This window comes from Pseudomonas thermotolerans DSM 14292 (assembly GCF_000364625.1).
Taxonomy (GTDB): Bacteria; Pseudomonadota; Gammaproteobacteria; order Pseudomonadales; family Pseudomonadaceae; genus Aquipseudomonas; species Aquipseudomonas thermotolerans.
The window spans coordinates 77,558-90,612 of sequence record NZ_KB822599.1 but is presented as its reverse complement, the minus strand read 5'-3'; the positions used below and the strand labels follow the sequence as shown (position 1 = coordinate 90,612).

Below are 13,055 nucleotides of genomic sequence, written 5' to 3'. Positions count from 1 at the left end.
ATGCGAGGAGGTTGCCATGCATATCTTGTTGACCGGAGGGACCGGACTCATCGGCCGGGCCCTGTGCCGCCAATGGACGGCACAGGGCGAGCAACTGAGCGTGTGGAGCCGTCGTCCGCAGCAGGTGCCGGAACTCTGCGGCGAGACGGTGCGCGGCATCGCTCGCCTCGAGGAGCTGGGCGATGCGCCGCTGGATGCGGTGGTCAACCTGGCCGGCGCGCCCATCGCCGACCGGCCCTGGACCCACAGACGCAAGGTCGAGCTGTGGGGCAGCCGGATCCACCTCACCGAGCAACTGGTGGCCTGGCTGGCCGCCCGCGCGCAGCGCCCGGCGGTGCTGGTGTCCGGCTCGGCGGTGGGCTGGTACGGCGACGGCGGCGAGCGCGAGCTGCGTGAGGACATGTCGCCGGTCTGCGACGACTTTCCCAGCCAGTTGTGCGGGGCCTGGGAGGAGGCCGCGCAGGCCGCCGGGGAGTTGGGCATCCGCGTGGTGCTGGTGCGTACCGGGCTGGTGTTGGCCCGCGACGGCGGCTTCCTGAAGCGCCTGCTGCCGTTGTTCCGCCTGGGGCTCGGCGGGCCGCTGGGCAGAGGCCGGCAGTGGATGCCGTGGATCCATCTACGGGACGAAATCACCGCGATAGATTTTCTTCTCCGCCATTCCGCGGCCGAGGGTCCCTATAATGCCTGCGCACCGCAAGCGGTCCGCAACAAGGCTTTCGCCCGCGCCCTGGGGCGCGCCCTGCACCGCCCGGCGCTGCTGCCGGTGCCGGCGCTGGCCCTCAAGGCGACCCTCGGCGAACTGTCCGGCCTGCTGCTCGGCGGTCAGCGTGCGGTGCCGGCCCGCCTGCTGGAGGCCGGCTTCACCTTTCACTACAGCGATCTGGACCGGGCCCTGGCCGACCTCCTGGGCCCGCACTGACTAGGAATGCGCATGACCGATCACGCTCTGCTGCTCGTCAACCTAGGGTCGCCCGCGTCCACCGATGTGGCCGACGTGCGGCGTTACCTCGATCAGTTCCTCATGGACCCCTACGTGATCGATCTGCCCTGGGCGTTGCGCCGCCTGCTGGTGTCGTTGATCCTCCGCCAGCGCCCGGCGCAGTCGGCGCATGCCTACTCGTCGATCTGGTGGCCGGAAGGCTCGCCGCTGATCGTCATCAGCCGCCAGCTGCAGGAAGCGGTGCGCGCCCACTGGCCGCACGGTCCGGTGGAGCTGGCGATGCGCTATGGCGAGCCGTCCCTCGAGGGCGCGCTGCGCGACCTGGCCGCCAGAGGCGTGCGCCGGCTGACCCTGGCGCCGCTCTATCCGCAGTTCGCCGACAGCACCACCACTACGGTGATCGCCGAGGCGCGGCGGGTGATCGAGCGCTTCGGCCTGGCCCTGGAGGTCTGCGTGCTGCCGCCGTTCTACGACCAGCTGGAGTACCTGGAGGCGCTGGTGGAAAGCGCCAGGCCCTATCTGGCGGGGGACTTCGACCACCTGCTGCTGAGCTTCCACGGCATTCCGGAGCGGCACATCCGCAAGCTGGTCAAGCGCATCGACCCGCACCACGACCTGAGCGCCGCCAGCAGCCGCGGCGTGCGTCCCGAGGTGCTGGCGCTCTGCTACCGCAGCCAGTGCCTGCGCACCGCCGAGCTGTTCGCCGAGCGCGCCGGCTTGCGCCCCGAGCAGTGGTCGGTGTCCTTCCAGTCACGGCTGGGCCGCGACAAATGGATCGAGCCCTACACCGACGCGCGCCTCGACGCCCTGGCCCGGCAGGGGGTGAAGAAACTCCTGGTGATGTGCCCGGCGTTCGTGGTGGACTGCATCGAGACCCTGGAGGAGATCGGCATGCGCGGCCGCGAGCAGTTCGAGACGGCCAGCGGCGGCCAGCTGCAGCTGATCCCCTGCCTGAACAGCGATGCGCGCTGGGCGGCGACCCTGGCGCGGCTTGCCGAGCGCGCCGACGGCGAGCTGTAGGGGGGAGCGGGCCGGCGGAAGCGCTTCCGCCGGCGCGAGGGGGTCAGAGGTCCGGGGCCTGGTCCGGGACCTTGTGCTTCCAGGTCTGGTGCCCGGGCAGCAGCAGGTTGAGGGCGATGGCCACCACGGCGCACAGGGCGATGCCCTTGAGGCCGAAGTCCTCCTGGCCGGCACCGGTGCCGATCAGCATGCCGCCGATGCCGAACACCAGGGTCACCGAGACGATCACCAGGTTGCGCGCCTCGGCCAGGTCCACCTGGTGGCGGATCATGGTGTTCATGCCTACCGCGGCGATGGAGCTGAACAGCAGGCAGAGGATGCCGCCCATCACCGGCACCGGGATGCTCTGCAGGATGGCGCCGAACTTGCCGATGAAGGCCAGGCCGATGGCGAAGATCGCCGCCCAGGTCATGATCTTCGGGTTGTAGTTCTTGGTCAGCATCACCGCGCCGGTGACCTCGGCGTAGGTGGTGTTCGGCGGGCCGCCGAACAGCCCGGCGGCCGAGGTGGCCAGACCGTCGCCGAGCAGGGTGCGGTGCAGGCCGGGTTGCTTCAGGTAGTTGCGCCCGGTCACGCTGCCCACCGCGATCACCCCGCCGATGTGCTCGATGGCCGGCGCCAGGGCCACCGGGACGATGAACAGGATGGCCTGCAGGTTGAATTCCGGGGCGGTGAACTTGGGCAGTTCCAACCAGGGCGCGGCGGCGATCTTCGCGGTGTCCACCACGCCGAACCAAAAGGCCAGGGCGAAGCCCACCAGCACCCCGCAGATGATCGGCACCAGGCGGAACAGCCCCTTGCCGAACACCGCCACTATCAGTGTGGTGAGCAGCGCCGGCATGGAGATCAGCAGGGCGGTGTCGTAGGCGATCAGCTCGGCGCTGCCGTCACCGCTCTTGCCCATGGCCATGTTGGCGGCGATCGGCGCCATGGCCAGACCGATGGAGATCACCACCGGGCCGATCACCACCGGCGGCAGCAGGCGGTCGATGAAACCGGTGCCCTTGAGCTTCACCATCAGGCCCAGGAAGGTGTAGACGAAGCCCGCGGCGACCACCCCGCCCATGGTCGCGGCCAGGCCGAACTGGCCCTTGGCGAGGATGATCGGGGTGATGAAGGCGAACGAGGAGGCCAGGAACACCGGCACCTGGCGGCCGGTGACCAGCTGGAACAGCAGGGTGCCGAGGCCGGCGGTGAACAGCGCCACGTTGGGATCCAGGCCGGTGATCAGCGGCATCAGGATCAGCGCGCCGAACGCCACGAAGAGCATCTGCGCCCCGGAGACCATCTGCCTCCAGAGCGGGTCCTTGAATTCATCCATGGATCAGGCGTCCTTCTGTTTGGTGCCGAAGATCTTGTCGCCGGCATCGCCGAGGCCGGGGATGATGTAGCCCTGCGCATTCAGACCCTGGTCGATGGACGCGGTGTAGATGGTCACGTCCGGATGGGCATCGCTGACCGCCTGGATGCCTTCCGGGGCGGCGACCAGCACCATGGCGCGGATGTCCTTGCAGCCGGCCTTCTTCAGCAGATCGATGGTGGCCACCATGGAGCCGCCGGTGGCCAGCATGGGATCGATGATCAGCGCCAGGCGCTCGTTGATCTCCGGGGCCAGCTTCTCCAGGTAGGTACGTGCTTCCAGGGTTTCCTCGTTGCGCGCCACGCCCACGGCACTGACCTTGGCGCCGGGGATCAGGCTGAGCACGCCGTCGAGCATGCCGATGCCGGCACGCAGGATGGGCACCACGGTGATCTTCTTGCCGGCGATCTTCTCCACCTGCACCGGGCCGGCCCAGCCCTGGATCTCGTAGTGCTCCAGGGGCAGGTCGTTGGTCGCCTCGTAGGTGAGCAGGGCGCCCACTTCCTGGGCGAGTTCGCGGAAGTTCTTGGTACTGATGTCGTGGCGGCGCATCAGGCCGAGCTTGTGGCGGATCAGCGGATGGCGGATCTCTCGGACGGGCATGGCAGGGTCTCCGGCAGACGGGCAAAAAATCGCCATAGAATAAAGCATTGGCCATGCCAGGCGCTGCGTCGACCGGACTGTCACGAAAAAAATCCTGTCCGGATGGCCAGGAAATGGACCGGCGGGCTTGCCCGCGGCTGGCCGGATCAGTACCTTTCGCGGTTTTTACCAAGCGTCCGGAAGCCACCCGCTGGCCCTTCCGCCGCCAGATGAGGAACGCGCCATGCCCGTCGATCTCGCCCACATCCGCCAGGTGATGGCGGAAGCCGACTGCCTGTATTCCGAAGCCGAGGTCGAAGCGGCGATCGACCGCGTGGCCGCCGCCATCAACGAAGAGATGGCCGAACGCAATCCGGTGGTGTTCTGCGTGATGAACGGCGGACTGATCTTCGCCGGCAAGCTCCTGCCGAAGCTCGGCTTCCCGCTGGAAATGTCCTACCTGCACGCCACCCGCTACCGCAACCAGACCTCCGGCGGCGAACTGTTCTGGAAGGCCAAGCCGGAGCTGTCGTTCATCGACCGTGACGTACTGATCCTCGACGACATCCTTGACGAGGGCCACACCCTGGGTGCCATCGCAGACTTCTGCCGGCGCGCCGGCGCCGCCTCGGTACGCATCGCCGTGCTGATCGACAAGGACCACGACCGCAAGGCGCGCCCGGACCTCAAGGCCGACTACGTGGGACTGTCCTGCGTAGACCGCTACATCTTCGGTTACGGCATGGACTACAAGGGCTACTGGCGCAACGCGCCGGGCATCTTCGCGGTCAAGGGCCTGTAAGGGCGTGGGACGTGCATTGAGCGCGGCGCGACGGCAGGGGTAAACTGCCGCCCCCTGAAGCTTTCGGCCGGAGTACGTGATGCGCAAAGACAAGAAACAGGTGATTGGCGAAGAGATCAGCGATGAGCAGATCAAACTGTTCCTCGCCGTCGAGCCGGCGGACGACACCCCGCCGTCCTTGCACAAGCTGATCAAGGCCTACCGCGGCCTGCGCGTCGACGACTTCGAGCGCTTCATCGGCTTCTTCGTCGAGGCCGGCTACGACCTGAACGCCAAGGACGCCAAGGGCAACGACTTCGTCGCCCTGATCCGCGACCAGCGCCAGGCCGCTCCCTATATCGAAATCGTCGAAGCCGCCCGTCGCTAAAGGCGCAATCGATCCAAGCAGGCCCGCGCGTGTCGCGGGCTTTTCGTTTCCGGGCTTCTAGACTGATCTGCCAGAGCCATTGTCGGTCGGGAGGTCGCCATGCAAGTCCAGCCCTACCTGTTCTTCAACGGTCGCGCCGAGGAGGCGCTGGCCTTCTATGCCCGGGCTGTGGGGGCGCAGACCACGTTCCTGCTGCGTTTCGGGGACGCCCCCGAACAGCCGTCGAGCGAGGCGTGCAACTGGCAGCCGGAGCAGATCATGCACGCCAATATGAGCATCGGCGACAGCCAGATCATGGTCTCCGACGGCGCCGAGCCGGAGGCCGGCTTCAGCGGCTTCAGCCTAGCCATCTCGGCAGCTACCCCAGAGGAGGCGCAGCGTCTCTACGACGCGCTCGCCGAGGGCGGCCAGGCCACCATGCCGCTGCAGGAGACCTTCTGGGCCCTGTCCTTCGGCATGCTCACCGACAGGTTCGGAGTGAACTGGATGGTCAACTGCGAGCGGCCGAACTTTCCCGGCTAGACCTTCCCGCAGACATGAAAGAACCGCCCCGAGGGACGGTTCTTTCTGGGGGGGGGCGGGCTCAGGCAGTGACCGCTGCCGGGCTGGTCAGTTCGAGCAGCTCGTTGCTGCGCGCGCTGACCTCGTGGTACAGCTTGGCGTCGTCCTGCAGAGCCTTCTCGCGGGCCGGGAAGATTTCCGCCAGCTTGGCGCTCCATTCGTTGCCGCGGTGGGCGAAGCAGCGCTCGATCAGCTGCAGCATGATCGACACGGTCACCGAGGCGCCCGGCGAGGCGCCCAGCAGGGCGGCGATGGAGCCGTCGCCGGCGGACACCAGCTCGGTGCCGAACTGCAGGATGCCGCCTTTCTTCGGGTCCTTCTTGATGATCTGCACGCGCTGGCCGGCGATCTCCAGGCGCCAGTCCGCCGGATTCAGGGTCGGATAGAACTTGCGCAGGGTCTCCAGGCGTTGCTCCTGGGACTGCATCACTTCCTTGATCAGGTAGCGGGTCAGGTCCATGTTGTCGCGTGCCACGGCGAGCATCGGGCCGAGGTTGCTCGGGCGTACCGAGAGCGGCAGGTCGAGGATCGAGCCGTGTTTGAGGAACTTGGTGCTGAAGCCGGCGTAGGGGCCGAACAGCAGGGACTTCTTGCCGTCCACCACGCGGGTGTCGAGGTGCGGCACGGACATCGGCGGTGCACCCACTTCGGCCTGGCTGTAGACCTTGGCCTGGTGGCGCTCGACCACTGCCGGGTTGTCGCAGCGCAGCCACTGGCCGCTCACCGGGAAGCCGCCGAAGCCCTTGCCTTCCGGGATGCCGGAGAGCTGCAGGAGCGGCAGGGCACCGCCGCCGGCGCCGAGGAACACGAAGCGTGCCTGCACTTCGCGGCCGGCGCCGCTCTTGGTGTCCTTGATGGAAACGCGCCAGCCGTCGGCGTTGCGCTTGAGGTCGGTGACCTTCTGGTTGCAGGTGACGGTGGCGTTGCCCAGGGTGGCGAGATAGGCCAGAAGCTGGTTGGTCAGGGCGCCGAAGTTGACGTCGGTACCGCCTTCCACACGGGTCGCGGCGAGACGTTCGCTGCCGTCGCGGCCGTCCATCATCAGCGGCATCCAGGCCTTCAGGGTGGCGAAGTCCTCGCTGTACTCCATGGCGGCGAAGGCATGGTGCTGGCGCAGGGCCTCGTAGCGAGTCTTCAGAAAGGCGATGTCCTTGTCGCCGCGCACGAAGCTCAGGTGCGGAATGGGGTTGATGAAGTTCTTCGGCGACCCGAACACGCCTTTGGCGATCAGGTAGGCCCAGAACTGCTTGGACACCTCGAACTGGCTGTTGATGTGCACAGCCTTCTTGATGTCCACCGAGCCATCAGCGGCCTGCGGGGTGTAGTTCAGCTCGCAGAGGCCGGCGTGGCCGGTGCCGGCGTTGTTCCAGGGGTTGGAGCTCTCCACGGCTCCGGATTCCTGCAGCTCGACGATCTCCAGCTTCAGGGCCGGGTCGAGTTCCTTGAGCAGGACAGCCAGGGTGGCACTCATGATGCCGGCGCCGACCAGCAGGGCATCCACGGTTTCGATGTTCTGCGCCATTAACGCTTCTCCGGGAATTTCAGCACTAGGGGGGTGTCATGCCGGCCGCTCAGGAGCGGGACGTGGATCGACAGGGGTGCCGGGGAGCCGGGGGAGGGTTATCAGCGCACTGTCCAGACGCAAAACTGTTCATTTCTCGCCACACTCTTTTGAAGTTGTACAAACCCGTTTCTTCACGCTCTTTTGGAGACGTGAACCTCGAAAAGTCGTGCGCAGGCACTGGCGGCCATCGGGACTCGGAGGGCGGGTACGCCGGAGCGACGGGCGCAGCGCGGAGGCAGCACGAAGTGGGCGGCTCTCTGTGGGCTGTGGGCGGGGACGTGGCTGATGCTCTGCTCAGCAGGTCGGATGCGGGGCCCGATCAGGAGGCGTCCTTATAATCGGGGCGCGATTATAACGGTGATTGCGGGGGATGGGGCGATTCTTTTGGCTAATGTCGAATCGCCAGCCCCCGTTTCGACAGGCGTACGGCCTCCCGCCGCGCCGCGTCAGGCAGCGGCTGGTGCCGCCAACTGGCCTGGCATCCGCGCACCGCCACCCAGCCGTCGCCTGCGGGGATCTGGGGGATACTTCCGCGCCAAGGTGCGCTCGGCCTTGACCCAGCCGTCGCCTGCGGGGATCTGGGGGGCCTGGCGCAGGGCGCGGCAGATGCCCTGGGCATCGAGCAGGGCGTAGGCGCGTCAGAGCAGCAGGCCGGGCCGGGAGGTGGCGGTCATGGCCTTCTCCAGGGGGCGCCGGGCCGCATCGCCTCCCCGGGTGAGCGGCGGGCGAGGTGAGGTAAAGGTGCAACCCGGGAGGGCCCGCCTGTCGGCAGCCGGCGTGGCTGGTTATACTGCCGCCATCCCGCCGTTATCCCACCTCTGGAGAGCATCAAGATGCTGCATCGTCGTCTGTTGTTTGGTCTGCTGGCTGCCACCAGTCTGGTTCTCGGCGGCTGCGCCCTCAGCCCGCAACAACTGCACCCGGAGCCCAAGCTGAACGCTAGCCTCACCGCCGTCGGCCAGGGCCAGCCGGTGGTGGTCCGCGTGGTCGACGGGCGTCCCTCGCCGGTGCTCGGCACCCGCGGTGGCCTGTATGCGGAAACCAGCAACCTGAGCGTGGCCAGCGCCGACATCCTGCCCAAGCTGCAGGCCCAGGCCGAGGCTGCGGTGCGCCTGCTTGGCTTCACTCCGACGCCGAACGCGGTGAACGCCCCGCAGCTGACCATCACCCTGGCCGAGCTGAAGTACCAGTCGCCGAAGGACAGTCTGTACGTCACCGAGGCGGACATCAGCGCCACTATCCGCGCCGAGGTGCAGAACGCCACCCGCCGCTACGCCGGCCGCTACGGCGCCTCGCTGAACCAGCGCTTCGGCACCGCGCCGAACCAACAGACCAACAGCAAGCTGGTCGGCGACGTGCTCAGCGATGCCTTGACCCGCGCCTTCAAGGACCCGGCCATCGGTCAGCTGCTGGCCCAGTGAAGCCGTCGGCACGCCAGGCACACAAAGCAAAAAGGCCGGTCGACTGTCCGGCCTTTTTCGTTGCCGCTAGTCGCTGGGGGAGCTGGTGGCGGCGTGGCTGGGCTGCGGCTGCGGCGGACGGCGCCACTGCCAGAGGATCATGATCAGGGTCGGCACACCGAGCAGTGCGGTGAACAAGAAGAACTGCGCGTAGCCGAACTTCTCCACCATGACCCCCGAGTAGCCGCCGATCAGCCGCGGCAGCAGCAGCATGATGGAGCTGAGCAGGGCGTACTGGGTCGCGGAGAACTTCAGGTTGGTCAGGCTCGACAGGTAGGCGACGAAGGCCGCAGTGGCCAGGCCGGCGCTGAAGTTGTCGCAGGAGATGGTCACCACCAGCATCGCCAGGTTCGGCCCCATGCCGGCGAGCAGCAGGAACAGCAGGTTGGTGGCCGCCGAGGCGGCGCCGCCGATGAACAGGATTGGCAGGATGCCGAAGCGGATGATCAGCACTCCGCCGAAGCCGGCGCCGAGCAGGGTCATGACCAGGCCGAACAGCTTGCTGACGCTGGCGATCTGGTCCTTGGTGAAGCCCTGGTCGATGTAGAAGACGTTGGCCATCACCCCCATCACCGTATCCGACAGCCGGTAGGTGGCGATCAGTCCGAGCAGCAGCAGCGCCTGCCAGCGGTAGCGCACCACGAAGTCGCTGACCGGGGTGAGCACCGGAGCCAGGCCGCGGCGGCCCATGGACGACAGGCACAGCCAGGTGAGGATCAGGTACAGCAGAGCGCGCAGGAAGGCGCGATCCTCGAGCAGCAGGTCGAGCAGGGTGGCGCCTTCGTAGAACAGGCTGTGCCAGTCGGTGTTGTACAGCTGGGTGAACAGCGCCGGCACCGAGACCAGCAGGACGATCAGCACCAGCACAGAGACCAGCTGGTGGGCCAGGCCGTACTTGGCGGCTTCCAGCTGGGTGCGCAGGGCCACCGGGGGCTCGCGGATCAGCAGGCTGGTGACTAGCGCGGGAATCATCAGCAGGGCGAACACCAGGTAGGTGCCAGTCCAGGCGCTGAACTGGTAGCTGTGTCCGGTGGAGCCGAACCATTCGGCGAAGTACAGGGCGCCAGCGGTGGCCAGCAGGGCGGCGACCCGGTAGCCGGCCATGTAGCTGGCGGCCAGGGTGGCCTGGCGGGTGTCTTCGGCGATCTCCAGACGATAGGCGTCCACCGCGATGTCCTGGGTGGCCGAGGCGAAGGCCACCAGCACGGCCAGGGCGATCAGCCAGGCGAGGTGCTGCTGCGGGTCGCTCAGGGCCATGCCGGCCAGGCCAATGGTCACCAGCGCCTGGGAGAGCACCAGCCAGGAGCGTCGCCGACCGAGCGCACCGAGCAGCGGCAGGCGCCACTGGTCGAGCATCGGCGCCCAGACCCACTTGAAGGCGTAGGCCAAGCCGATCAGGCTGGCGAAGCCGATGGTCTCACGGGCCACGCCGGCCTCGCGCAGCCACACCGAGAGGGTGGAGAACACCAGCATATAAGGCAGGCCGGCGGCGAATCCCAGCAACAGCAGGGCCAGGGTGGCCGGGGTGGCATAGGCGGCGAGGGCAGCGCGCCAGGATTGCTTGGACTGCGTGGACATGGACCGTGGATCTGCCTGAAGCAAAGCGCGCACTCTAACCGTTGTCTTCCATCGGGCGCCAGCCGTGCCGACGCATGTCCACCCGATCGTCGTGGATGGTCACGCCCTCGGCACGCAGTCGGGCGCGCTGTTCGGCGCCGGCCGGGCTGCCGGCGGGCAGGCTGATGCGCCCGCTGGCGGCGATCACCCGATGCCAGGGCAGGCGGGTATCGGCCGGCAGCTGGCCGAGGATCCGTCCGACCCAGCGGGCGGCACGGCCCAGACCGGCCAGGGCGGCCAGCTCGCCGTAGCTGACCACCTTGCCGGGGGGCACCTGCTGGAGGGTCAGGTAGAGCGCCGTGCGGCGCATTTCGGCGGGGTTGTCCTCGGGAACTGGCTGCATGGGGAGTCCTGTTGGGGAAGCCGTCGCGCGCTGCCGACCGGAAACGGACGGGCAGCGCCAGCGCTAGTATGCCGTCGCCTCTCGGCTATCGACAGTCCGCCGGGCGGGAGGTTCGCGGAGCCCCGTGGGGAACTCGGGTACGCCGGTCCGGTCAGTCTTTGCTCTATGTGCCGGGCTTGGGATAATTCCCGGTTCCCTTGGAACTCAGCAGTGGTCCAACCACCATGTCAGCCATCCGCAGTACCCACTTCCCGTGGCCACGGCTCCTTCTGTGCCTGGCCGTCAGCAGCGCATCCGCTTCCGTCCTGGCCGATACCGTATGGTTGAAGAACGGCGATCGTCTGAGCGGCACTATCCGCGTCTTCGACGGCGGTAAACTCGTGCTGCAGACCAGCTACGGCGGCAACATCGCCATCGACTGGAAGCAGGTGGCCACCCTGGAAAGCGACCAGGACCTGCTGGTCAAGCAGGACAATGTTTCCGGCGAGCGCGCCAAGGCACTGGTGCCGGCCGAGCCCGGCAAGGTGACCCTGGCCAACGACGGCGCGCCGAAGACCGTCGAGCTGGCCAGCATCGAGCAGATCATGAAGCCCAAGCCGCTCATCGAGGACTTCACCTGGAAGGGCAACATCGACCTGGGCATCGACTACAAGCGCGCCGACAAGGACACCGACGACTACGAGGTGGACATCAAGACCCAGGCGCGCCACGGCCTCTGGCGGCACAACGTGGAAGCGGAATACAACCGCGAGAAGCAGAATCAGGAGGAGACCACCAACAACTGGAGCGCCGACTACGCCTTGGACCGCTTCCTCGACGAGAAGTGGTTCTGGCAGGGACGTCTGGGCTACAAGCGCGACTACATCGAGGACATCGCCCGCCAGCGCACCATCGGTACCGGTCCCGGCTACCAGTTCTGGGACGACGAGCTGGGGGCCTTCTCCCTGGCCGGGCTGGTCAACCGCCGCGACTTCGAATATGCCACCGGCGAGAAGGACAACTTCTACGCCCTGACCGTGCGCTGGGACTACAACCGCTACCTGCTCGGCAAGACCGTCGAGCTGTTCAGCAATGGTGAGGTGGGCAAGCCGCTGGAAGGCGTGGCGGACTACTCCCTGGATGCCGAGGCAGGCCTGCGCTACAAGGTCACCGACTGGGCCTCGTTGAATATCAAGGCCGAGAAGGACATCGTCAGCGGCTCCGACGGCGATACCGACGAGACCCGCTACAGCCTGGGCTTCGGGGTGGGCTGGTAAGCCTGACGGGCGGTCTCTCTTCTGAGGAAAGGCCGGGGCTGCCCCTGTGGGCGGCCCCGGCCTCGTTCTTTTCGGCTCAGACCAGACGCAGGTGGTTGTCCCAGAGGCCGGCCGGCAGCTCCAGCGGCTGCATGGTGATCTGCGCGCCACGGCAGTCGTAGAAGCGGCAGCGGCCCTGGCCCGAGGTGACCACGAAGCCGTCTTTTACCGCGCCGACCCCGGCGCAGTCCGGCAGCGGGGCGTCAAGGCGCAGGGCGCCGCTGTCCAGGTCCCAGACGAAGAAGCGGTTGCCGCGCGGCGCGGTGACTGCCACCAGGCGCAACGCATCGTGGACCGCCACGCTGGCGGTGTACTGGTTCATCGCCAGGCGCTGTTCCTCGCCCACCGGGAAGGCCTGGAGGGCCTCGCCGGGACGCTTGATGGCGAGCAGATCGGCGTGCTCTCCGGGCTCGCCCATGTACTGCTGGCCGGCCAGCACGGTGCCGTCGGCGGCTACCGCCAGGTGGCGGATGCTGTTCATCTGCTGCGGCAGGCTCTCCTTGGAGAGTAGCGTGCCGTCGCGGCGCATCAGCACCAGGCTCGGCTCCATGGCGTCGAGGTTCATCTCCACCCGGCTTTCCGCCTCGGTACGGATGCCGCCGTTGGCCACCACCAGGGTTTCGCCGTCCGGCAGCCAGGCGAGCTGGTGCGGGCCGAGACCGTGGGTCGGCAGCTCATGGTCGTGCATCAGGCGCTCGCCTTGGAAACGGTAGACGCCGAGCACCCCGCGGCCGGGATCGCGGGTGTCGTTCTCGGTGGCGTACAGCCATTCGCCGCCGCGGTGGAACACCGCATGGCCGTAGAAGTGGCGGTCCGGCCGGGAGACGATGGTCTGCAGCAGGCGGCCGTCGCGCAGGTCGATCAGGTAGCTCTCGGTGCCCGGGCGGCGGGCCACGAACAGGGCGAGCGGCTGTTGCGGATGTTCGACGATGTCGTGGCAGCGCTGGGCCACCCGGGTGGCGAACGCCCGGGTGCCGTCCAGGCGGTAGCCGACCGCGTAGTGGTTGCCGTCGCCGTCGTCGCGGGCGGAGAGCAGCAGCGGCTCTTCCGGCTGGTGGCCGAACAGCTTCCAGGCACCGAGGCCGAGGGCGCCCAGCAGGACGCTGCCGAGGGTCAGGGCGTGGCGGCGCAGCATGGCGGTCAC

Annotated in this window: 13 protein-coding genes; 7 read left to right on the top strand and 6 right to left on the bottom strand. The window is 67.6% G+C overall.

Annotated elements, in window-relative coordinates; all coding sequences use genetic code 11:
• Positions 1 to 16: 16 nt before the first annotated feature.
• Positions 17 to 919: a TIGR01777 family oxidoreductase gene (locus H165_RS0100425; RefSeq protein WP_017936915.1), complete on the top strand. Its 903-nt coding sequence runs from the start codon at positions 17 to 19 to the stop codon at positions 917 to 919.
• A gap of 12 nt (positions 920 to 931) precedes the next feature.
• Positions 932 to 1,960, top strand: coding sequence for a ferrochelatase (gene hemH / locus H165_RS0100420; RefSeq protein ID WP_017936914.1), 1,029 nt, complete (start codon positions 932 to 934; stop codon positions 1,958 to 1,960).
• Between the two features lie 43 nt (positions 1,961 to 2,003).
• On the opposite strand, the gene H165_RS0100415 is transcribed toward hemH, so the two are convergent.
• Positions 2,004 to 3,281: a uracil-xanthine permease family protein gene (locus H165_RS0100415; RefSeq protein WP_017936913.1), complete on the bottom strand. Its 1,278-nt coding sequence runs from the start codon at positions 3,279 to 3,281 to the stop codon at positions 2,004 to 2,006.
• A 3-nt stretch (positions 3,282 to 3,284) separates the two neighbouring features.
• Positions 3,285 to 3,923 carry a uracil phosphoribosyltransferase gene (upp, locus tag H165_RS0100410; protein ID WP_017936912.1) on the bottom strand — a complete coding sequence of 213 codons (639 nt, stop codon included), beginning with the start codon at positions 3,921 to 3,923 and terminating at the stop codon, positions 3,285 to 3,287.
• Between the two features lie 223 nt (positions 3,924 to 4,146).
• Between upp and H165_RS0100405 the strand changes: the two genes are divergently transcribed.
• The 3 genes from H165_RS0100405 to H165_RS0100395 all read left to right on the top strand — a co-directional run bounded on the left by H165_RS0100405 (position 4,147) and on the right by H165_RS0100395 (position 5,593).
• Complete coding sequence (locus H165_RS0100405) at positions 4,147 to 4,704, top strand: hypoxanthine-guanine phosphoribosyltransferase (protein ID WP_017936911.1); 558 nt, start codon at positions 4,147 to 4,149, stop codon at positions 4,702 to 4,704.
• A 79-nt stretch (positions 4,705 to 4,783) separates the two neighbouring features.
• Positions 4,784 to 5,071, top strand: coding sequence for a PA4642 family protein (locus H165_RS0100400; protein WP_017936910.1), 288 nt, complete (start codon positions 4,784 to 4,786; stop codon positions 5,069 to 5,071).
• 99 nt (positions 5,072 to 5,170) lie between these two features.
• Positions 5,171 to 5,593, top strand: a complete 423-nt coding sequence (locus H165_RS0100395; protein ID WP_017936909.1) for a VOC family protein — start codon at positions 5,171 to 5,173, stop codon at positions 5,591 to 5,593.
• A 61-nt stretch (positions 5,594 to 5,654) separates the two neighbouring features.
• Here H165_RS0100395 and mqo read toward each other — a convergent pair whose 3' ends face one another.
• The gene (mqo, locus tag H165_RS0100390) at positions 5,655 to 7,154 is read right to left on the bottom strand and encodes a malate dehydrogenase (quinone) (RefSeq protein WP_017936908.1); all 1,500 of its coding nucleotides are present in this window, start codon (positions 7,152 to 7,154) and stop codon (positions 5,655 to 5,657) included.
• Between the two features lie 878 nt (positions 7,155 to 8,032).
• Between mqo and H165_RS0100385 the strand changes: the two genes are divergently transcribed.
• Positions 8,033 to 8,617, top strand: coding sequence for a YajG family lipoprotein (locus H165_RS0100385; RefSeq protein ID WP_026146246.1), 585 nt, complete (start codon positions 8,033 to 8,035; stop codon positions 8,615 to 8,617).
• 66 nt (positions 8,618 to 8,683) lie between these two features.
• Here H165_RS0100385 and H165_RS0100380 read toward each other — a convergent pair whose 3' ends face one another.
• Together H165_RS0100380 and H165_RS0100375 are read right to left on the bottom strand one after the other, a co-directional pair.
• A complete protein-coding gene (locus H165_RS0100380) occupies positions 8,684 to 10,234 on the bottom strand; it encodes an AmpG family muropeptide MFS transporter (protein WP_017936906.1) in 1,551 nt (516 codons plus the stop codon).
• A 34-nt stretch (positions 10,235 to 10,268) separates the two neighbouring features.
• Positions 10,269 to 10,616: an MGMT family protein gene (locus tag H165_RS0100375; RefSeq protein ID WP_017936905.1), complete on the bottom strand. Its 348-nt coding sequence runs from the start codon at positions 10,614 to 10,616 to the stop codon at positions 10,269 to 10,271.
• A gap of 224 nt (positions 10,617 to 10,840) precedes the next feature.
• Here H165_RS0100375 and H165_RS0100370 point away from each other — a divergent pair, with 224 nt between their 5' ends.
• The gene (locus tag H165_RS0100370; RefSeq protein ID WP_040640547.1) at positions 10,841 to 11,872 is read left to right on the top strand and encodes a DUF481 domain-containing protein; all 1,032 of its coding nucleotides are present in this window, start codon (positions 10,841 to 10,843) and stop codon (positions 11,870 to 11,872) included.
• A gap of 76 nt (positions 11,873 to 11,948) precedes the next feature.
• Here H165_RS0100370 and H165_RS0100365 read toward each other — a convergent pair whose 3' ends face one another.
• Positions 11,949 to 13,046 (bottom strand): DUF1513 domain-containing protein, encoded by a 1,098-nt coding sequence (locus H165_RS0100365; RefSeq protein WP_026146245.1) that lies wholly within the window; start codon positions 13,044 to 13,046, stop codon positions 11,949 to 11,951.
• Between the last annotated feature and the right edge of the window lie 9 nt (positions 13,047 to 13,055).

Bases quoted from the DNA above. Each gene is read 5' to 3' on its own strand.
- H165_RS0100425 (WP_017936915.1), top strand. From the start codon at position 17: ATGCATATCTTGTTGACCGGAGGGACCGGACTCATCGGCCGGGCCCTG.
- hemH (WP_017936914.1), top strand. From the start codon at position 932: ATGACCGATCACGCTCTGCTGCTCGTCAACCTAGGGTCGCCCGCGTCC.
- H165_RS0100415 (WP_017936913.1), bottom strand. From the start codon at position 3,281: ATGGATGAATTCAAGGACCCGCTCTGGAGGCAGATGGTCTCCGGGGCG.
- upp (WP_017936912.1), bottom strand. From the start codon at position 3,923: ATGCCCGTCCGAGAGATCCGCCATCCGCTGATCCGCCACAAGCTCGGC.
- H165_RS0100405 (WP_017936911.1), top strand. From the start codon at position 4,147: ATGCCCGTCGATCTCGCCCACATCCGCCAGGTGATGGCGGAAGCCGAC.
- H165_RS0100400 (WP_017936910.1), top strand. From the start codon at position 4,784: ATGCGCAAAGACAAGAAACAGGTGATTGGCGAAGAGATCAGCGATGAG.
- H165_RS0100395 (WP_017936909.1), top strand. From the start codon at position 5,171: ATGCAAGTCCAGCCCTACCTGTTCTTCAACGGTCGCGCCGAGGAGGCG.
- mqo (WP_017936908.1), bottom strand. From the start codon at position 7,154: ATGGCGCAGAACATCGAAACCGTGGATGCCCTGCTGGTCGGCGCCGGC.
- H165_RS0100380 (WP_017936906.1), bottom strand. From the start codon at position 10,234: ATGTCCACGCAGTCCAAGCAATCCTGGCGCGCTGCCCTCGCCGCCTAT.
- H165_RS0100375 (WP_017936905.1), bottom strand. From the start codon at position 10,616: ATGCAGCCAGTTCCCGAGGACAACCCCGCCGAAATGCGCCGCACGGCG.
- H165_RS0100370 (WP_040640547.1), top strand. From the start codon at position 10,841: ATGTCAGCCATCCGCAGTACCCACTTCCCGTGGCCACGGCTCCTTCTG.
- H165_RS0100365 (WP_026146245.1), bottom strand. From the start codon at position 13,046: ATGCTGCGCCGCCACGCCCTGACCCTCGGCAGCGTCCTGCTGGGCGCC.